Origin of the sequence: Pseudomonas sp. SC11, assembly GCF_047039205.1 — a bacterium.
Taxonomy (GTDB): Bacteria; Pseudomonadota; Gammaproteobacteria; order Pseudomonadales; family Pseudomonadaceae; genus Aquipseudomonas; species Aquipseudomonas boreofloridensis.
The window spans coordinates 2,743,641-2,762,618 of sequence record NZ_CP178183.1 but is presented as its reverse complement, the minus strand read 5'-3'; the positions used below and the strand labels follow the sequence as shown (position 1 = coordinate 2,762,618).

Sequence of the window (18,978 nt, the reverse complement as noted above, 5' to 3'; positions counted from 1 at the left end):
ATCAAATGAATGGAGCCATCCTCTCAGTCTCAAACGAACTTTTTACATCCTGGTTGTACCGCCAAGGAGCCATCCCAACTGATGCGGGTCGACCTATTGATGATCTGTTGGAGATCTATCAAGCTTCAATGCAGCATGCGGACTTCGATCCTGATTTTTGTTTGCCGAGCAAGTTTAGCTGCGTCGCGCTTGAACGGCTTGGAAAGACAGGCTCTGATCTTTCTATGTTTGCACCAAAGAGTGCGTGGCTAATACCCCGCTATTATCGAGGGGCGTTCTGCTACGAATGCTTCTGTGATCACATTCGAGCATTCAGGCTTCCCACAATGCTTACTGAGTGGTGTTCAGTTATTCAAACTGTGTGCCCTGTGCACGCAGTTCCGCTACTCGATACGCCCGGAAAGCAAAGCTACAAACTTAATATGGCGGTGAAGATTTTTTCCTACTACCATACCCAGTCAAGTCCGGTGGAATTTCACCGTCGTTCTCTGACTCCAAAAGTGGTAGGCGCGTTGCTGTCAGTACAGGCATTTATGTCCAGTGTTGAGATTAGTGCCTCGAGTGGCGGGAATGATTCTGAGTGGCGCCTGATTCAGACTATAGTTCGTATACTTCTTTATCCCCGCTACGGAATTATTCATTCTTTGTTCCCTAGGCAATCGATTGGCACAGATGCTCGGCTTTTTCGATATAACCTAAATTTAGGGCCATTAGTGAGCTCGGTAGTGCGTAGGCAGCTGGCAATACTTCTGGCTGGCTTGATGTTGGATGTTTTGGGAGAGGATGAGCGTCTAGAGGTGGAGGAGTATCTTCAATCATTTGACCGACGTCATTACTTTTTCGACAGCGCCGCCGGGCTAGGTCGATCGTCCAATGTATTTACTCCAGAGCATGGGAGCCAGCTCCTCGCCCAATTGACTCAGCTCTCAACCAAAATTGTCAGCCCTTACCTGACAGAGTTTATTGCAGGGTTTGGTGGCAGGGGGCGATAGTTATCATCTGGAGGAAATATGCTGCTGCAGTTCGTTACGCAGATTCGGTTCTGCATCCCAATTGCCGTCACCGAGGATGGCGCAGCTTTCGGGCCGCAAGCGGATGTTGGGATGTTCGTTTCATTCCCGTCGAGAAAAATACTGGCCTGGTTTCATGCGTCAGACCGGCTTAGGAGCAAGGTAGGCACTGTTAGGCTCATGCTGCCTGGGCCGTTACCTTCATGCTTGACCAATCTTCGGTGGATCAATGCTCATGGTCTGACCGAAACGCAGCGTACCGCTGATGTGGTCGACGCTTTGATGGAGTTTTTCTACGACTATCCCGTTTCAGTGTATGGAACCCAGGCAGTAGTGCGGTACATCGCCAGGCCTGTCTTTGACTCCCTCTTTAACAATGCAGTGGCTCGTTACAATCGATATCTCATGTAGAGCCTACCTCAAACTTCGGCTTATCAGGGCACGTGAGCTAACTCTCCATGTGCCGATTCAAGCGCAGCTGACATTGGCGTTTGATGGCCCATTGCCTGTATAACTGCATCCCATCAGAAAATTGCAGGCGAGGGAAAGCGCAGTGTTTTTGAACGACCAGGAAACCGCAACGGACTTGCTGTACTACAGCGCGATCTCCAAAACGGTTGTGAAACTCATCAAGGATACGCCTGACACCCCCATCACCATTGGTGTGCACGGGGACTGGGGTGCCGGTAAGTCCAGCGTCCTGCGCATGACGCAGGAAGAGCTCAAAGCCAACGATCGTGTCTGCTGCATCTGGTTTAACGGCTGGACGTTCGAAGGGTTTGAAGACGCCAAAACGGTAGTCATCGAGACGATCGTCGATGAGCTGAAGCGAGCCAGGCCAAACTCGGTAAAAGTGAAAGCCGCTGCTGCCAAGGTGCTCAAGCGTGTCGATTGGCTGAAGGTCGCGCGCAAAGCCGGTGGCTTCGCGTTCACTGCCATGACCGGCATCCCCACCATGGATCAGTTGAAGGGGGTGTATGACCTGGTCACCTCCGTGGTCACCAACCCAGCCGATCATGTCAGCAAGGATGATCTGAAGGGCGCGGCCGAAAAGATTGGTGACTTCCTCAAGGAGGGCGGTGACGACTCCGAAAAGCTCCCTGAACACATCCATAAATTCCGAGAAGAATTTAAAGAGCTGCTGGACGCCGCCGACATCGACCAGCTCGTTGTTATCGTGGACGACCTCGACAGGTGCTTGCCGAAAACGGCAATCGAAACGTTGGAAGCGATCCGGTTGTTCTTGTTCGTTGAGCGCACCGCCTTCGTCATCGGTGCAGACGAAGCCATGATCGAATATGCAGTGCGTGAGCATTTCCCTGACCTCCCGCAAAGCTCAGGCCCGTCGAACTACGCACGCAATTACCTCGAAAAGCTGATCCAGGTACCGTTCCGCATCCCGGCGCTTGGATTGGCCGAGACGCGTGTCTACATCACCTTGCTGCAGCTTGAGAATGCCCTGGGTGCTGATAACTCCAAGTTTCAAGCGTTGCTGGACATCGCCCGAGAGGACATGAAGCGGCCGTGGAAGAGCAAGGGGCTCGAGCGCAGTGTCGTGCAGACGGCCATGGGTGGAACGCTGACCGAGGAGGTTAGCCAAGCGATCACCATCAGCGCCCATGTCACCAAGATCCTGAGTGAAGGCACACGGGGTAACCCACGCCAGATCAAGCGATTCCTGAACTCTATGATGCTCCGCCAGGCGATTGCTGAAGCGCGTGGGTTTGGCAATGAGATCAGTCGGCCAATCCTGGCGAAGATCATGTTGGCAGAGCGCTTCTACAGCGATTTCTACGAGCAGATCGCAAGGCTCGCATCCTTGGCGCAGGACGGCGCACCAGAAGCTCTCGCCGGGCTTGAGAAGCGGGCGAGGGCCGCGCCTCAGGAAGTCGAGGATGACCAGCAGGATACGGGTGAGCGAAAGGCTAAACCCAAGGTGGCCGTGGCCATCGGTGCTGAGCTTCAGCAATGGCTTAAAAGTGACTGGGCGCTCAACTGGGCACGGATCGACCCGACACTCGTCGGTGTTGATCTGAGGCCTTACGTCTTTGTTACCAGGGACAAGCGGAGTTCCCTCGCAGGCTTCGTAGCTACTAGTCAGCTTGAAACATTGGTAGAGACCCTGATGGGCCCACGTATGAAGTTGAAAAGCGCGCCTGTGCTCAACAGCATGCGAGAGCTGTCCGCTCCTGATTCTGAAGAGGTCTTCGATGCGATCCGGGATCGTATCCTCCAGGGAGACATCTTCGATAAGCGCCCTCAGGGCATCGACGGTCTGGTTGGCCTGGTCAAAGAACAGCCACGGCTTCAAAACCGACTGCTCGAATTCATACGGGGACTACCTGTCGAGCGATTGGGTGGCTGGGCGGCGTCCTCTTTCAGCGAGTGCTTGGTTGAGCCAGCCGCAAAATCAGCGCTCCAGGTCGTTCAAGAACAGTGGGCCGCACAGGTCGAGAACAAAAAACTCAAAGTAGCCGCTGAGCAATTGTTGGATCTCGGCCCGAAACGCTAAGGAATGCAGCATGGGAACATCAAAAGGTTACGGGGGATCTGTTTCTGGACTGGTTCCGTCTTGGGTGGATGATGTGGCGCCTGCAACTACACAGGGTCAATCCGGTGAAGCAGGGCAGCCCTCAAATCCTTCCAGCGATCCAAACAGTCCGAACAATCCTAATCAGCCAGGGCAGGGAGGTCAGTCAGGGCAGCGTCCTGTAGACAACCATGGCACGGCCAAGCTGCAGCCAGCTCGAACACAGTTCACACGTTTTGCCAGAACAGGAAGCCGCAGCGCGCTGGGTAGAGCTCTCTCCGGCTACGTGCGAAGCGGGACAGGCGGGGCTGGGCGTGCTGCTCGGCGCATGGGGGCGTCCCGTGCAGCAGCGGGGCGCCTGCTTGGCGTCATCAGGGATGTGCAGCGCTTCGGTGCGGCCGAGGTATTGCGTCGGCTGAATCTGAATGGCCTGGCAGGCCGCCCATCTTCTGAAGTATTCATGGCCCTCGTTGAGTTTGTATGTCCCGCCGGCGGAGCGATCGACGAGGCGGTGGCACGTCAGGCCATGCTCGAGAATGTCATCGCGCTCGCCGAGTCCGGCGAAACCACGTTCGATGAAATGACGCCCGAGCAGATGAACGAATTCTTCCTGGATTTCGTGTCGCAGTCGATCGAGGGAATGGTGATGGCCGACCTTGGTCAGCGAGGTGTGACCATTCCCGATGACGTTGACGCGGTCGAGCGTATGCAGACGGAGCTTCACGACTTCATTACCGGCGCCACGCGCGGACGGCTATCCGATAGACTGGAGGGATTGCCAGGGCTGACTGACCAGGACATCCAGGGTGTGATCAGCCGAATTTACGAGTCGGCCTTTGAGATCATTGCCGTCGCAGGGGAGGCAGCACAATGAGACACCACAGCATCATCTGCAGGCTCGGCGCCAGTGATATTGACCCGATCGAGATTAAGCACCCTGGGAGCCGTGAAACCGCAATATCATTCCTGGATGGTTACCAGCGTCTGAGCTTTGGTATTGGGCAAGCGATCGATCAGCTTGCGAATAAGGGCATGCGCCCCAGCGAGACCTCAATCGACCTGGCCCTCGTAGCCGGAGCGCTCACGGCGGCTGATACCCGGATATCCCGGAAGACCGAATCCCAGAATGCCTGGACGCGTGAGATCGACATTTACGTGCCTGTGGCAGATCCTGCGTTGTGGACTTCGATGTCAGCGCTGCTTGACTCGACCTTGCATTTCTTAACCGGCGATCGATGGAGGGTCATCTTCCGCGCCAGGCCTGAAGGCTTGGAGGAGCTGGCTCCCATCGTGGAGCTCTTTCGGAGCGCTACTCCCACAAGCGTGTGTCTTTTCTCGGGAGGTATGGACAGCTTCATTGGTGCGATCGACCTACTGGCCCAAGGGGAGTCTCCGCTGCTGGTGAGCCACTACTGGGACTCCAATAGCACCAGCAAATATCAGGATCAATGCTTTGAGGCTCTCCAGGAGCGATACCCTGATACTCCGATCCACCAGGTACAGGCCAGGGTGGGCTTCCCGCAAGGGCTGGTGGCCAATACAAAGGGTGAACATACGCTGCGGGGGCGCTCATTCTTGTTCTTCGCGTTGGCGGCGTTGGCGGCCGATGCCACGGGCGAGGAGATGGTGATCCATGTTCCTGAGAACGGCCTGATCTCCCTGAATGTCCCTCTGGATCCGCTGCGGTTGGGCGCTCTGAGCACACGGACAACACACCCCTACTACATGGCTCGTGTGAATGAGCTCTTTGCTGGCCTTGGGCTTCGGATGCGGTTGCACAACATGTATGGACATCGCACTAAAGGGCAGATGGCCAAGCAGTGCGCTGATGGTGAGTTTCTCCGTGCGAACGTCCACAAAACCATGTCGTGCTCCTCACCGGGCAAGGCACGATACCAAAAGGATCCGACCAACCGGCAACCCAAGCACTGCGGCTTCTGCGTTCCTTGTATTATCCGGCGAGCCTCCATTGCTCATGGATGCGGCGATGATATAACCCCGTATGTGATTCCCGATTTGCACGCGAATGTCTTGAACACGAACAAGGCTGACGGGGCACATGTGCGATCATTCCAGATGGCCATCCGCCGACTGCAGCGGGCGCCGAACAGTCCGAGGTTCGACATCCACATCCCTGGCCCCTTGATCGACCATCCGGACGACCATCAGGCGTACGAGCAGGTGTATGTGGACGGCCTCAATGAAGTCCATCGATATTTGAGTGGAGTCAGGGCGCAGCCCCTATGAACCAAACAGTGCGCGAGCGTCCGAAATGGGTGGATTTTCACTGCCACCTGGATCTCTATCCCAACCACGAAGCCTTGATTCGTGAGTGCGATAGGGAAGGGGTAGCCACGCTCGCTGTTACCACCACGCCAAAGGCCTGGGCTCGAAATCAGGAGCTGGCTAGTACTTCTAAGCACGTGCGGGTCGCCTTGGGTTTGCACCCGCAGCTCGTGGCGGAGCGTGAAGGGGAGCTCGCGCTGTTCGAGCGCTTGCTGGACGGGACGCGATACGTCGGAGAGATTGGTCTCGATGCTGGCCCTCGGTTCTACTCCAGCTTCGAGGCGCAAGAGCGGATCTTTTCCCGGATCCTGTCAGCTTGTTCTGAGCAGGGTGGCAAGATCCTCACGGTGCACAGCGTCCGCACTGCTGCAAAGGTACTGGGACATATCGAGCGCATCCTTCCACCTGATCGCGGTAGGGTCGTGCTGCACTGGTTCACTGGCAGTGCGGCAGAGGCTAGGCGGGCTTTGGATCTCGGATGCTACTTCTCGATCAACATCGAGATGTTGAAGTCCACGAAGCACCGGGCGCTTGTAGCATCGCTGCCACTTGATCGTATGCTCACCGAAACCGATGGGCCATTCGTGCTGGCGGGTGGAAGGCCATTAGCGCCTCGAGATGTGAGCGATGTGATTCAGGCGATCGCTTCGCTCAAGGAGCTCGATCAGGAAATGGTCGCGAATCAGATTGTCAGCAACCTGGGTAGCCTCCTGCGTGGTTGCTAGTGCTGCCCAGATGATCACGCGTACCTATTCCAAGCGTGTACCGACGTTTAATGGTCGTCTTTCCAAAGCCTGCTAACCCTAGACTTGTCGAGCCCCAACAGTTCCGCCGTCTCTTTCTGGCTTTTTCCTTCAGCCTTGCACTTGAGCACTGCCTGCCGATTGGCCTCTCCAGATCTGATACGGGGATGGACTGAGTGAAGCTTGCCGTCCTCGAATTCATGATGGAGCTTGTCGAGCACACCCAGCTTTTCGAGCTTCGCGATCTCAGCAGCCACGCCTTTCAAGAACTCCTTGGGTGTTTGGTGACGCGTATAGGACGAAGCCACCGCCAGTAGGGCGACAAGATCAATATCGAGTACTGAGGAAAATTCCTCCATCGTTGACAGGGTGGGATTGCTCTTGGCGTGCTCAATGTTACTCATTTGCCGAGCCTCGACTCGACCATGGAAATCTTCTTGGGACAGGTTCCGAGCTGCGCGTGACAGCCTCAATACTGCGGCCAACGGTTCTCTCAGCGACATTTGGAGCACCCAAAGCCGAGGATAAAGCCATATTGCGCAGTTGTTCTCCATGCAATATAGTGCGTGAAAAGCAACTGATGGTGCCTCACTATTTCTTGCTGGGCTCGCTCCATCACGCTGGAGCGCGCTAGCGCTTGCCGCGCTTATAGATCCGGCCTCCGTCAATTTACCGCTAAATCCTCAAGGCCAGCGTTTGCGAATCAGAATTTACTCAGACCTCCATGCCGAGTTCCGCCGTTTCGACCCGCCGCCCCTCGACCCTGGGGTTGACTTGGTAATCCTCGCCGGCGACATCAACAAAAAGGCGAGGGGCGTCCAATGGGCCAATGAGACGTTCGCCAGCCAGGTCGTGTACGTCACAGGAAACCACGAATATTACGACGGGCACCTCGATCGTACCTTGCAGAAGATGAAGGACGCTGCGGCCGGCCACGTGCATGTGCTGGAAAACGAATCGCTGATTCTGGGGAATGTCAGAATCCTCGGCAGCACAGCGTGGACTGACTTCACGTCAACAGGGAATTGGGTCGCGGCTAGCAGTGCCGCTAGGCAGTGCATGAACGACTTTAAGTACATTCGGTGTGATTCCAACTACAGACGACTTCGAACGGACGACCTGATTAACCGGAACCGCATCGCCAAGGACTGGCTCACCCAAGAGCTTGCTCAACCGTTTGACGGCAAAACGGTAGTGGTAACCCATCACTCACCATCTCCCATGGTGATTGGTGAGCAGCATGATGGGCATCTTACGGCAGCGTACACCAACGACTGGCCGCATTTGCTCGAGAAGGCCCATGTGTGGGTGTTTGGTCACACGCATGAAGCTACAGATGTTGAGCTTGACGGCTGCAGAGTGGTCTCAAACCCTGGTGGCTACCCGGGAGAGAGCACTGGTTTTGACCCTTATTTTGAGATCCAAATCTAATGGCCACTTCGGCGATGAAGCACCTTTTTGATCACGCCGTCGAGCCGATAGAGCTCGAGCGGGATCTCCCCTCAGAAGTCATTCAGGCACAGGGTATTTCCTGGGGTGTGAGGGTCGATGCTTACCTTGTCAACGCAGCGAGGGCAGGGCAGAGCTATGCGGCGCTCGTTTACAACGATCAGTCAAACGTGAGCTCGAATGGGATGACGGTTGCTACACCTCCACTTCAGCTGGTTGAGACAAGGGCGGGGTTCAAGCTAATGCGCAGCCTAAGCGGCAAAGACCACTACGTTATCGCTAGCGAGCTCAGCGAACCGCGGTGAGCACCCACTTGGGGTGGCTGACCCAGCCTGACGGCCGCTTTCAAGCTGCAGTACCTGGCAAGGCGGCGAGCGTCTTGAATTTAAAGCTTTACGTATCCCGCTGGACGGCTTCGTGTGCGCTCGTATTCACGTGGCCTTTAAGTGCACTAAGGAAAATGCATGTCTGATCTGAAAAGAATTGAGCTTACCGTCAAGAACTACAATGTTAAAAACTCTGCTGACATTGATACGCTCTACAGCCAAGTTCGGTGTGAAGACGGTGAAGGGAAAACCTTCTATTTCAAAGAAGTTTGCATGCTCGACTACTTGAAAAGGCACGGGGCGATTCTTACTGACAAGCCACGTACGTGGTACTACAAGCATTTGAACAAAAAAACCATCGTTCTAGTGGCGTTCCAAAAAGCAGATGGAAAGATTGAATATGACCTTGATCACCTGCGGCAGGTTGCTAAATCCAGCATTCTCAAAGGGATCGTTTTCGCTGTGGCGGCAATTCCTGCGGGCTTGATCATCGCAACAGCGACGTTTGGTATCGGGCTACTGTTTACGCCTGTGTGCCTCTTCTATGCATACAGAAGTCTCTTTAAAATCCCCCGGATGCTGCGTCGCGACACGTTGGTAAACGATCTCGCAGCGCATGGAGTGGTTGTGCGGTAGCGAGCAGCTGCGAGGCTGCGTACCGATGAGGAGCAACGAATGACAGTAGCGGTAATTTTTGATCTCTTCGGTACGCTCTTGGAAATTCGGAACCGGCAGAATCCCTATCGACGGCTTCTCCACCTGGGCTCACAGCAGGGGCGTGCCGCGTCAACAGATGACATTCGCTGGATCATGACTCATGACCACGGGATCGAGGGCGCCGCGGCTGAATTTGGAATCAAACTCTCACCACCTCAGCTCGCGGAGCTTCAGAGCTGCCTAGAGCTCGAGCTTGAATCGATCACACTCTTTGAGGATGCGCTGCCGGCGCTCGCTCTGCTGCGACACCACCCAATAAGAATTGGCGTGTGCTCGAACTTGGGTGGCCCGTACTGTTCGGTAGCCCGGAATTTGCTGCCGGGGCTCGATGGCTATGCGCTCAGTGCCGAGGTTGGGCTGATGAAGCCTGATGTCGCCATTTACCAACACATCTGCACCCAGCTCGAGGTAGCACCCAGCAAACTCCCAGGATCGAACGCGCCTCACGTTTTGATGATCGGAGACTCCCGGCGATGTGATGCTGATGGCCCCCGAGTAGTCGGCATCGAAGGTTACCATTTGGATCGTAGTGGGGCGGGTCGCTTTTGTGACCTGCTTGAGTTTGTCACAGGCATCAACACCAGCAGAGGCTGATGCCCACAGCCAGCCTTTCGCGTTCGGCCTTTGAAGAGTATTGACACTCTCTAGGGTGCGTCAATTCAGGCGCCCGACCCTCACAGCGGTACTTAGGGGGTTGCTGGTATTCAGCAACGTGGCTATGTTGGTTGGGTGGCAAATACGAGAATCCATATGGACGATCAATCTTCAACGAAGCACACAAACCTGACGATCAGGATGAAGGTGTAGATTGCTGAAAGCCTGCTCAGCTTGTTCACGGCTGAGCTGCAGAGCATCGTGCGGGACTCTGACTTCAGAGACGATGCTGAGCATGGCATCGCAAATAGCCTGCCCGTAGATAGCGGAACCCCAATCTATGTTGGCTGTGGGTCGGGGAAAACGATTTTGGGCTCTGTCTGGATGAATGCTTTATCCAAAGCATTGGATGAGGCTGAGCAAGCGCGCAAGGCATTGGATTTCATTGCCTCGTACTGTCGATTTATCGAACTCACACCCTCTCTTGAACGGGAGGTCAAGTACTGGCTCGAAGTCTTGGCGTTCGCCCGGGCCACTGTGGCGAAGCTCCTTATCCTTTTTGCGTATTCTCGGTGCTCCTTCCTGAAGCTTCCGCTGTTCGCTGACGGCCCTGAGCTCAACGGCTACAAGCACCGCCTTCGCTAACTCTTCCTTCGAATTGTTCATTTTCCTTGTTCGATTGGGAGATTTGCTTGTGCCTGAAAAAAAACGCTATGCCTGCTCCGAATGCCCGCACACGGGCAAACAGGGGCGTCCGGTACCCGTGTCGCCTTCGAATCCCGCTCCTGAGAAGCCTCAGGAGCCCCAGACGCCCCAGACGCCTGAGCGGAAGTGGGTCACCCGATTGCTGGACATCCTGAAAATCGTGATTGGCCTGGCCAACTTGATCCTCGGACTGTTCAAGCACTGATAGCGTGCCCCCACTGACTTGGTGGGGGCGCTCTACTCTGCAGCAGAGGGCTCCACCTGGCTCGCTGACCTGCGACCTTGGAGTATTCCATCAAGGAGTTCGGTGTTTCGCCCCTCGGGCGGATTCGCTGCCTTGACCTCCAAAGGGTTAGAAGGCTGAAGTGGCGCGTGGTTTGTTCCTAGGTGCTCGGCCAGTGACTGCGCTACCGCGCTCGTAGAGTTATTCTTCACCCTTGTGTTCAGGCCGTTCGAGAGGGTGCTATGCGTAAAGGTGAGATACCGACCGAGCTCTCATTGCTCGCGTTTGACTTCTTCTACTGGTTTTCACGATTTGAGTTCTGTCTCAAAGAGAACGGTTACCTAAAATCCGAAACCCCTGGGCAGAAAGCTGAACCAGGTTGGTACAAATTTGTAGAGCGCCATGCCGAAACCTATGTGCTGACAGCTGAAGCGGCAGAGCTGCTTGCTGCTCCACCTGATCGGCAAGTGGTCGGGGTCGGATTGGTTTTGGAGTGGGCACCAGTTGAATTTCAAAACTGTAGATCTGACCTAGCAAAGGTTGTCCGAACGGTGAAAACAGTTCGCAACAATCTATTCCATGGTGGCAAGCATGGCGCCGCGGGCTGGGATAGCCCTCAGCGTACGCAGTCTCTCCTCACATTGAGTGCAGCTGTGCTGGAGGATTTGGTGGTGCTCGGTGATTTCCGAGGCGACTACGAAAGGTTTTATTGACTTGTGATCATCAACAGTAGCGAGTGAGCCAGCTCGCCCCTTAGCGTAGTAGGCGAAATGTGGTTAAGCTCGAGCATGATGGATCAACCCTCGCGTGAATGGAGTCGCCATGCCCTTAACCGTTTTTTCCGCATCCCGCCGGATGGAATTGGACGTTCAGCAGCTATTAACACAGCTAGGGGCTGAGACTGGTTATGTCATGCCGTCGAAGAGTACGCCCATTCCGGAAAGCTGGAAGGTGCATTGTTCGACGGATCTCGAGTGCCCCTCGTGCTTCTGCACAGGTGCGGAGGTGGTAAGGGCGAGCAAGTCCAAGGTCGATGGTCACGATGTGCGGCAGGCCTACTTCCGGTTCCCTCAAAGCGATAGCTCAGCAGGACACCATCCATTCTGTGACTTTTCGGGCAATGTCTCAGCTGCGTTCATCCCGGAAAACCTTGTCCAGTTTTCGTCCGCGAAGGATGGCGTCTCCAGGGTTGTGCGGGAGCTCGTATGCAAAGGCATTCAGCTAGAGGTATTCACGCAGTGGGATATTCGGCGGATGCGCGAGTGGTTCTTCCAGACCAAGCTACAGTCGCAGTTCACCATTACGCTGGATCCCAAACTGCCTGGATGGCTGGATGGACTGCATCGTAGTGCCTCATGGCCACAAGATTTGGATGCTGTGCCTATTGAGCTGACGACAGAGGTGCTGGGCATTCCCGGTTTTAATTTCGAGGCAGCAGCAACGCGAGAGGTTTCTCAGCGCCATCGCGCCACGCTAGACATCATCCGAGAGAAACGCCTGTACCCAGGTGCAATGGTTGAGCGCCTCGAAAAGCTGGCCACTGACTATCATGGAAAATCGGTCTATGACCCTACCGTTCTGCAAAACCACTTCCAGCTTACTAACCGGCTTGCAGCATTCATGTGCTCAAACCATAGCCCGTTGAGACGATTGTCGAAAGCTCACTACCCCTTGAATGGGCTGAAAAATGTCAAACCGCTGTTGGCGTTTTCGGCGTTGCTATTGTTCATTTCCGACTGGCACCTGGACGCTGCGGTCAGCCGCTTTGCGCAAATTGTCTCCAGTAAGCTGCAGCCGGATGAAACGTTAGGCAATGTGATGGGGCTTAACCCTTTCCATGACTTCGCGGCATGGGCCATGCTCAAAAGCTTCCAAGAGCTGCCTGCAATACAGATCCCTTTAATGGGCGTCAAAGAGGAAATCGCATTTGAGGTTGCCGAAATGAAGAGGCGTGCAGGGTTGCCCAGCTGAACCTCGGCTGGCCGTCCAAACGGGGGCTGTATTACAACGAAATGACGACACGGCTTCTGTCTCGGAATACTGCGGGATGGCGCTATGATATCATCCGTATTCATTACATAACCATGTACAGACGACTGGAGATGGCCCAATGTGGTTCCACGGAATCAAGGATATTCCACGTTACGAACTTCATAGATTGAAAAAAGTTCGAAAGAAAGCTTCATGGGATAAGCCAGTTGTTCCTCCTGGGCCACCATTAGCCGTTGATCCTCTGCGTTTTATTTATGCGTCCACCCGATCTTCAATTCTCGGGCAAAAAATTGGGCTAAGAGGGCAGTTAGCAGGGCAAGGGTTGGGCGCAGCTGCTCTATGCTACCTTACACCGAGCTTTCACAGTGCGAGTGTGAAGCCCATTAATAATATTTTCCTTCATCATAACTTTGCTCATGCGAAAGACTTCATTGGTTCAAGCATCAAAGGAACAATCGGTGCATCTTTAGCTTACTTGGAAATGCAAGATCTTGGCTATGCGTGGTGCGGTCATTGGGAAGACTGCACGTCTCCCGGAGTTTCGACCACAAGCACTTCAGCGTCGATGCCTAAAGCTTCTGGCTCAGCCCCAGCTAAAGCCCCTGCACCTGACTTTGTGTTTGCTTCTTCGAGCAACGTATGTTTAGTCGATGCTAAGGGGTCTGCTCGAACGATGAAGGAAGTCCGGCTCATCGCCAAGAATGAGTGGAAGCGCCAAATCTACTCAAACAGACTGGTCAAGCTAGCTGGCGGGGGCATGGCTACCGAGGGGCGTATTATCGCGGCCTCGCTGGCAAATCCGAATGGTGTCGGCCTAGTAACCGCCCACGGACGATTTCCAGGCTCCACACTTCCGTCCAGTACTGGGGGTTCGACCCGAGTGAGCACCACCAGCAAAGCGATAAAGGCTGTTCAGAAAATCAATTTCACCAATGCTTTCTACCTCTTAGGGTTGAACTCAATGGCAAGCCACTTCATTGGCGGGCCTCCGGGGCTGGCGAGAGCCGAGATGGATGATGCTCGTCTAAGTGCAGTAAACATCGATGATTTTGGCGCCGTGTACGCGGGCGGACGCCGAATTGTAGATTTGGGCGGTCAAGGTGCGTGGACAATGCAGCCGTTCTGTAGGCTCGACATACTGGAGGACGCCTTTGAAAACCTCCTCACAGATAATGCCCCGGCAGTTGCTGAAACTCCGCCGATACTGAACCAATCGCCTGACAATGCGACGAGCTCCGGAGACGGAAAAATGACATCCAGTGACCAGGTGATACTCCAAAGCCGTGATGGGGTTGGAGCGATATTCAAGCGAGTGGCGTATACGTGACCCGGGACAGGGACGCTCGTCACCTCAGTCATGCTCCCAGACCGATCACGGGGGGCTGGGCCGACAAAGCCGGCAAATAGCGCGACTTAGGTCGCACATCCCCGTAATGGGTAGCGCGATCGCTGTTGAATCGGAGCTGTCATGCCTTTCGGGCCAGGCGGTTTTTAGTAAGGCAAGCTGGTTGACCTGGCGCTCGAAGTGGCGTCCAGGCTGCCCTATCAAGAGCTCCCCAGCGTAGCATCCTTCGTACTGCATTTGCCCCTAATCGATTCTGATTCTTGAAAGCTTGCTGTGGCTGTATTCCCAGGGAACATAGATGAACCCGCCAGCTTCGTTGCTGCGATTGCCTTTTTTCTTGTTGCAAGGCTCGCAGAGGTACTGGAGGTTGGTCGGGTCAGTAGTGCCTCCATTGCTGATGGGCACAATGTGGTCAACCTGTGGCTTCAGCGTTGAGTCAAACACCCCTGTCAAGCTCGATGAGCACTTGGCGCAGCGACCATTCTCTCTGTAGAAAAGCGCCTCTCTAAGCCACGTTGGCCAGAAGCTGGCGCGCTTCATTATTCCGGTGGCCTCCAGGTAATCTGGGTATTCTGATGGACAGGCGTCAGCGATGGCCTCAGACACCTTGATCGAAAAAGCGCGCATCAGTTCTTTGTCGCTGAAGAGTATGCAGAAGACCTCGTGAGCAATCTGCTTCATGGGCTGCAGGAGCTGCTCGAAGAGGTAATCCTTGTGAGCCGACAGGTCAGGATGAGCCCGAATGCTAACTGGAGTTCTGTAGTGAAATATCAGTCGGTAGGCGTCCTTGATAAATTCCTCATCCGACTTCTTCCGATAGTAGTTCCACTGCTCCCACAGATGACTCAAGGTGAACCGATGAAGCAGCGTCCACTTTCCTGGCTTGTAAGCAATTTCGAAGAGGTCTCTGTCTACGCCTAGCAGGTCTTCAAAATAGTAGCCATCAGGGCCATATTTCTCGTCGTAGGCTCCAGTTATGCGGCAGCGTATTGCGTCAGCGGTGCTTAGCGCTTCGTTGGAGTGGGGTTGGGTGAATGCCAATTTCAGAACCTCTTTGCAGATCGTTAATGCGCTGGCCTCGGCGGGACATGCGAGCTAAGACTGCAATTATAGGCTTGAGGAATGGCATGGCGAAGCGCGCTATGTAATCACTGAGTTTGTTTTGGAAAGCCCGCGATTATCTCAAATCCTGGCACATCAAATTTCATCCTTGTAGTGGTCTGCTAACCCCGGACACTTTTTTAGGCGAGAATGATCGCCATACAGAGGTGTTCGATGAGTAGCAACGACGTACCTTCACCACCACCTTCAAGCGTGAGGCTGCCAGCTTGGTGCTCGATCAAGGCGACAGTTGCCCCGAGGCCGCCAGATCCCTCGACGTGGGTGAGAGTTTATTGCGCCACTGGGTCGCCCAGCGCGGAGGCGTTACGCCGACTGCCAAGGCGCTCACGCCGGAGCAGCAGAATATCCAGGAGCTTCAGGCCCGCATCAACCGGCTGGAGCTTTAGAAGAAAATCTTAGAGGAGGCCACTGCACTCTTGATGGCCGAGGAACTCCCAATGTCCTTGATCGGCAGTTCAACGCAGCAGCGCTGAACACGGTCTGGTGCGGTGACATCACATATATGTGGGCACAGGGTCGATGGAGTTACCTGGCTGTCGTCCTGGACTTGTACAGCCGCAGAGTGGTGGGCTGGGCGATGTCCACCAAGCCTGATGCCGAGCTGGTTATCAAAGCACTCGATAGGGCTTACGAGATGCGTGGCAGGCCACGGGGCGTCCTGTTTCATATCGACCAAGGTAGTCAATATGGCAGCCGCAGTTTCCGCCAGCGGCTCTGGCGCTATCGGATGACCCAAAGCATGACCCGACGAGGAAATTGTTACGACAACGCCTCCATGGAGCGGCTGTTTCATAGCTTGGAAACGGAGTGGGTGCCGGCGGCGGGTTACAGACGACAGCGTTGGCCGAGCAGGACATCGGCCGCTACCTCATGCAGCGGTACAACTGGACTAGGCCGCATCAGCACAACGGTTTCGTACCGCCGGCGGTTGCGGAAGACAAACTCAATTCTGTGTCCGGGAATTGTTAACCACTACAAGGTAATCCCCAGGGGTAAGCTTTCCGGCCATATCATTTCTCTCCACGTGATGATTCTAAGGGTTTATCGTCACGGGGGTTGAATTCTTTAAGTCTTTGATAAAAAGGTTTTTTCAGGCTATAACCGTGAGATTCGAGATTCGGCGTTAGGCAATCTGAATGCGTCGACGAAATACCCCCTCCCTTGAGAGATCAATCCGCGCAGGCTTAAGGTTTTGCCTGACCGAGTTGCAATAGCTCTTTCGCTGATCCTGAAAAGGCAGACGTTTCGCGGGTTAAGCCACAAGCGACGGGTACGGTTTGTTCATCGCTGGCCATTTCGCATGCCAGCATACGAACACTTGCTCATGCATCTGGATGGATGTATTGGATGGTGATTCGCACATTTGCCCAATCCTTCCTCATCTCACTCAACACTCCGTGGCGCGCGTTGTTGAGATGCCACCGGACATTATCCCGAGGTTGGTGGGCGATTATCTTTTTGAGATTCAACTCGCCCATCGCTATTGCTTTCCCAAAGACTGGGATTTCTAGATCGTTGGCTAATATCTGAGCCTGAAGCTCTCTCAGTGCTTTGGCTCCAAGCTGCCGAATGCTTTCATTGGTAGTCGCGTACTATGGATCATATTTCAGTAGTTCGGACTCTCGAGCATACGAAACTAGAAACCACATCCGTTGATCGTAAGTTTTCAGAAACTCACGAAGCATTTTACGCTTTTCAGGCGCGAGCTTTACCATGCAACCTCCTAAGGCGAGCATTAGATCGATATGGAGCTGCGCAATGGCATGAGGGGGATTGCGTGGCCTCTCTCTATCGGCCTTCAAGCTTCCTAATTAGCCCGCCAAATTGCTGTGCAGGCTCAACATAGCGTAGTGCGGACTTCATATCGCTCCAGCCGACGTACTCCATTAGTGTCTTGATGTCCCAGCCTGAGCTTGCTGCCCATGTGGCAAATCCCCGCCGGATCGAGTGGGCGCTGTAGATCTCGGACGGCAAGCCACACCGATTCAGGGTATCGCGAAGCAGGGGAATCAGACTGTGGGCCGCAAGCGGGCGATCGCTGATGTTGCCCCAGCGATCAATCCCCCTGAATACCCCGCCACGAGTGAGGCCAGCAGCTTCGATCCAGTTCAGGTACGCCTCGACCGGGCACAGCTTGCTGAGTGATGGTGTCTTGTACTCACGGCCAGTGTTGTGCCTGTCTCCCTTGGAAGACCCCAGATAGAACCTGATCCCGACGTATCGCTCCGCGTGCGTGTTCTCGATCGTAAGCCTAGCCAGTTCGTCCCCGCGGAATCCCCTCCAAAAGCCGATTGTGAGCAAAGCAATGTCGCGGGTCGCCCTGAGAAGAGCGATCATGTTGCCGGCGGCTCTTGCCTGAGCAACCTCATCCTCCAGGTGCGCCACTGCTTTTTCGAGGTGCAGTAACGCTAGAGGAGCTGCTTGCTTCTGCTGCGCGGGATGTACTGCCCGGATGCCTTTCAACAACTGCCTGACCTTGGGGGCTTTGGTGGGGTCGGGGAAGCCGTTGCTTTGGTGCCAATTCGCAAGGGCAGCCAGGCGTTGCTTCAGCGTGCTCAGCGCCAGCTGGTCAGCGTATTCCGCGATATAGCGCACAACAGATTCAGTGGTGGTGGGCAGGAAGCCGCCCCAGGCTACTTCAAAATGGGAGAGGGCGGCAGCATAGCTCTTCGACGTGTTCTGACGAACACTCGCCTCCAAATACCTGTCTGCCTTGCTGACCCCATCAACCACGTCATTTCCCCGATATCAGCCTTCGGTGGCTAGCCTTGGCCATTTGTACCGCCTTACAGCCCATTTTACCCCCCTTCGAGTACCTGGCAAGCCATAACTCTTGATTATGTCTTTCCATAATTCTGGGTAGAAAATTATTTTCTACGTGCTAAAGTGGCACGTTATTACATGAAACGTAAAACAGTACGAAATCGTAGGAGAGATCATGGCTAGAGGCGGTATTAACCTGGCGCTTGTGCGCAAAGCTCGTGAAGCGCTGGTTGCCCGAGGCCTAAATCCAAGCATTGACGCGATTCGGATAGAGCTTGGAAATACCGGCTCAAAGACGACAATTCAGCGCTATTTGAAGGAAATAGATGCTCACGACCCTCGCCCATCAGCTTCCCCTGCGAGACTAAGCGATGAGCTGACTGAGCTGGTGGGCAAAATGTTGGAGCGTTTGCTGGAGGAGGGGAACGAGGCCCTGGCACATGAACGCGCAGCTTTTGACCTAGAGCGCAGGGCGATGAACCAGGAGGTCAGTACACTTCAAAGTCAGCTAGACCAAGCGAAAGAAGAGACTGCAAAACTGCAATCAGCCCTGCAAACCCAGGATGAAGAGCTCAAAACTACTCATTCCACGCTGCAGACCGAGATCACGAGGAATGCCAGGCTCAGCCAGAGCTGCACTGATCTTGAGGTTCGGGTGCAAGAGAAGGATGGGCAGATTCAGTCGCTGGAGCAAAAGCATACGCACGCCCGGGAGGCCCTCGAACACTATCGTGCCTCTGTCAAGGAACAGCGAGACCAAGATCTGAGCCGCCATGAATCCCAGGTCTACCAGATGCAGCAAGAGGTGACCGTCCTGCAGCAGACATTGATGGTCAAGCAGGAAGAGATCTCCCGTCTGATCAGGGATAACGAGCGCTTCATTGCCGAGAATCGCCAGCATGCCAGGGAAGCCTCGCAACGTCGTGAGGACTTAGAGGCCATGCGTGGCGAGCTCGGGATTGCCAATGCTGCGGCTGCTCGAGCAGAAGGAGCTAAGGAACTACTTTCTCAGCAATTGGAAGCAAAGGCTAAAGAGGCTAGTGAAGCCCTGTCCGAGGCCGCCGCAGGGAAGTTGAGAGAAGCTGCATTGATCCAAAAGCTTGCCAATTTAGAAGCCGACCTCGAAAAAATGAGCGACGGATCGTAGAAGAGTCGTGCTATGGGCATTCCTCT

General features: G+C 54.6%; 18 protein-coding genes and 1 pseudogene. 16 read left to right on the top strand and 3 right to left on the bottom strand.

The features are described 5' to 3' along the window. Positions 1-5 precede the first annotated feature (5 nt). The 6 genes from ACK2SD_RS12265 to qatD all read left to right on the top strand — a co-directional run bounded on the left by ACK2SD_RS12265 (position 6) and on the right by qatD (position 6,551). On the top strand, positions 6-992 hold the full coding sequence (locus tag ACK2SD_RS12265; protein WP_412459818.1) for a hypothetical protein: 987 nt from the start codon (positions 6-8) through the stop codon (positions 990-992). A gap of 18 nt (positions 993-1,010) precedes the next feature. Next, entirely contained in the window at positions 1,011-1,421 is a 411-nt protein-coding gene (locus ACK2SD_RS12260) for a hypothetical protein (protein WP_412459817.1), read from the top strand. A gap of 142 nt (positions 1,422-1,563) precedes the next feature. Continuing rightward, positions 1,564-3,522 carry a Qat anti-phage system ATPase QatA gene (qatA, locus tag ACK2SD_RS12255; protein ID WP_236171780.1) on the top strand — a complete coding sequence of 653 codons (1,959 nt, stop codon included), beginning with the start codon at positions 1,564-1,566 and terminating at the stop codon, positions 3,520-3,522. Positions 3,523-3,868: 346 nt separating this feature from the next. Beyond that, the gene (qatB, locus tag ACK2SD_RS12250; protein ID WP_122881088.1) at positions 3,869-4,414 is read left to right on the top strand and encodes a Qat anti-phage system associated protein QatB; all 546 of its coding nucleotides are present in this window, start codon (positions 3,869-3,871) and stop codon (positions 4,412-4,414) included. Beyond that, positions 4,411-5,787, top strand: a complete 1,377-nt coding sequence (qatC, locus tag ACK2SD_RS12245; protein ID WP_412459816.1) for a Qat anti-phage system QueC-like protein QatC — start codon at positions 4,411-4,413, stop codon at positions 5,785-5,787. The genes qatB and qatC overlap by 4 nt, the downstream gene beginning before the upstream one ends. Beyond that, a complete protein-coding gene (qatD, locus tag ACK2SD_RS12240; protein ID WP_412459815.1) occupies positions 5,784-6,551 on the top strand; it encodes a Qat anti-phage system TatD family nuclease QatD in 768 nt (255 codons plus the stop codon). The genes qatC and qatD overlap by 4 nt, the downstream gene beginning before the upstream one ends. 47 nt (positions 6,552-6,598) lie before the next feature. On the opposite strand, the gene ACK2SD_RS12235 is transcribed toward qatD, so the two are convergent. Continuing rightward, on the bottom strand, positions 6,599-6,973 hold the full coding sequence (locus tag ACK2SD_RS12235) for a helix-turn-helix domain-containing protein (RefSeq protein ID WP_236171788.1): 375 nt from the start codon (positions 6,971-6,973) through the stop codon (positions 6,599-6,601). A gap of 292 nt (positions 6,974-7,265) precedes the next feature. Here ACK2SD_RS12235 and ACK2SD_RS12230 point away from each other — a divergent pair, with 292 nt between their 5' ends. The 8 genes from ACK2SD_RS12230 to ACK2SD_RS12195 all read left to right on the top strand — a co-directional run bounded on the left by ACK2SD_RS12230 (position 7,266) and on the right by ACK2SD_RS12195 (position 13,902). Then, a complete protein-coding gene (locus ACK2SD_RS12230) occupies positions 7,266-8,000 on the top strand; it encodes a metallophosphoesterase family protein (protein ID WP_412459814.1) in 735 nt (244 codons plus the stop codon). Continuing rightward, positions 8,000-8,323, top strand: coding sequence for a hypothetical protein (locus ACK2SD_RS12225; protein WP_392504426.1), 324 nt, complete (start codon positions 8,000-8,002; stop codon positions 8,321-8,323). Before ACK2SD_RS12230 ends, ACK2SD_RS12225 begins: the two co-directional genes overlap by 1 nt. A 159-nt stretch (positions 8,324-8,482) precedes the next feature. Beyond that, a complete protein-coding gene (locus tag ACK2SD_RS12220) occupies positions 8,483-8,980 on the top strand; it encodes a hypothetical protein (RefSeq protein ID WP_412459813.1) in 498 nt (165 codons plus the stop codon). Positions 8,981-9,019: 39 nt separating this feature from the next. After that, positions 9,020-9,655, top strand: a complete 636-nt coding sequence (locus ACK2SD_RS12215) for an HAD family hydrolase (protein WP_392504429.1) — start codon at positions 9,020-9,022, stop codon at positions 9,653-9,655. A gap of 234 nt (positions 9,656-9,889) precedes the next feature. Then, positions 9,890-10,300, top strand: coding sequence for a hypothetical protein (locus tag ACK2SD_RS12210; protein ID WP_412459812.1), 411 nt, complete (start codon positions 9,890-9,892; stop codon positions 10,298-10,300). Between the two features lie 525 nt (positions 10,301-10,825). Continuing rightward, positions 10,826-11,296 carry a hypothetical protein gene (locus ACK2SD_RS12205; protein WP_412459811.1) on the top strand — a complete coding sequence of 157 codons (471 nt, stop codon included), beginning with the start codon at positions 10,826-10,828 and terminating at the stop codon, positions 11,294-11,296. A gap of 109 nt (positions 11,297-11,405) precedes the next feature. Further along, positions 11,406-12,554, top strand: a complete 1,149-nt coding sequence (locus ACK2SD_RS12200) for a hypothetical protein (RefSeq protein WP_412459810.1) — start codon at positions 11,406-11,408, stop codon at positions 12,552-12,554. A 139-nt stretch (positions 12,555-12,693) separates the two neighbouring features. Next, entirely contained in the window at positions 12,694-13,902 is a 1,209-nt protein-coding gene (locus tag ACK2SD_RS12195) for a hypothetical protein (protein WP_412459809.1), read from the top strand. A 261-nt stretch (positions 13,903-14,163) separates the two neighbouring features. On the opposite strand, the gene ACK2SD_RS12190 is transcribed toward ACK2SD_RS12195, so the two are convergent. Next, positions 14,164-14,961: an HNH endonuclease gene (locus ACK2SD_RS12190; protein WP_412459808.1), complete on the bottom strand. Its 798-nt coding sequence runs from the start codon at positions 14,959-14,961 to the stop codon at positions 14,164-14,166. A gap of 287 nt (positions 14,962-15,248) precedes the next feature. Here ACK2SD_RS12190 and ACK2SD_RS12185 point away from each other — a divergent pair. Then, positions 15,249-16,011: pseudogene (locus ACK2SD_RS12185) on the top strand (IS3 family transposase). 819 nt (positions 16,012-16,830) lie between these two features. Here ACK2SD_RS12185 and ACK2SD_RS12180 read toward each other — a convergent pair. Then, positions 16,831-17,775: a tyrosine-type recombinase/integrase gene (locus tag ACK2SD_RS12180; RefSeq protein WP_412459807.1), complete on the bottom strand. Its 945-nt coding sequence runs from the start codon at positions 17,773-17,775 to the stop codon at positions 16,831-16,833. A 205-nt stretch (positions 17,776-17,980) separates the two neighbouring features. Between ACK2SD_RS12180 and ACK2SD_RS12175 the strand changes: the two genes are divergently transcribed. Next, positions 17,981-18,952, top strand: a complete 972-nt coding sequence (locus ACK2SD_RS12175) for a DNA-binding protein (protein ID WP_412459806.1) — start codon at positions 17,981-17,983, stop codon at positions 18,950-18,952. Positions 18,953-18,978: the final 26 nt, after the last annotated feature.

What these genes read in the sequence shown, in the direction of transcription:
- ACK2SD_RS12235 (WP_236171788.1), bottom strand. Translation starts at nt 6,973, where the DNA reads ATGAGTAACATTGAGCACGCCAAGAGCAATCCCACCCTGTCAACGATG.
- ACK2SD_RS12220 (WP_412459813.1), top strand. Translation starts at nt 8,483, where the DNA reads ATGTCTGATCTGAAAAGAATTGAGCTTACCGTCAAGAACTACAATGTT.
- qatC (WP_412459816.1), top strand. Translation starts at nt 4,411, where the DNA reads ATGAGACACCACAGCATCATCTGCAGGCTCGGCGCCAGTGATATTGAC.
- qatB (WP_122881088.1), top strand. Translation starts at nt 3,869, where the DNA reads ATGGGGGCGTCCCGTGCAGCAGCGGGGCGCCTGCTTGGCGTCATCAGG.
- ACK2SD_RS12265 (WP_412459818.1), top strand. Translation starts at nt 6, where the DNA reads ATGAATGGAGCCATCCTCTCAGTCTCAAACGAACTTTTTACATCCTGG.
- ACK2SD_RS12215 (WP_392504429.1), top strand. Translation starts at nt 9,020, where the DNA reads ATGACAGTAGCGGTAATTTTTGATCTCTTCGGTACGCTCTTGGAAATT.
- ACK2SD_RS12260 (WP_412459817.1), top strand. Translation starts at nt 1,011, where the DNA reads ATGCTGCTGCAGTTCGTTACGCAGATTCGGTTCTGCATCCCAATTGCC.
- ACK2SD_RS12195 (WP_412459809.1), top strand. Translation starts at nt 12,694, where the DNA reads ATGTGGTTCCACGGAATCAAGGATATTCCACGTTACGAACTTCATAGA.
- ACK2SD_RS12205 (WP_412459811.1), top strand. Translation starts at nt 10,826, where the DNA reads ATGCGTAAAGGTGAGATACCGACCGAGCTCTCATTGCTCGCGTTTGAC.
- ACK2SD_RS12200 (WP_412459810.1), top strand. Translation starts at nt 11,406, where the DNA reads ATGCCCTTAACCGTTTTTTCCGCATCCCGCCGGATGGAATTGGACGTT.
- ACK2SD_RS12225 (WP_392504426.1), top strand. Translation starts at nt 8,000, where the DNA reads ATGGCCACTTCGGCGATGAAGCACCTTTTTGATCACGCCGTCGAGCCG.
- ACK2SD_RS12175 (WP_412459806.1), top strand. Translation starts at nt 17,981, where the DNA reads ATGGCTAGAGGCGGTATTAACCTGGCGCTTGTGCGCAAAGCTCGTGAA.
- qatD (WP_412459815.1), top strand. Translation starts at nt 5,784, where the DNA reads ATGAACCAAACAGTGCGCGAGCGTCCGAAATGGGTGGATTTTCACTGC.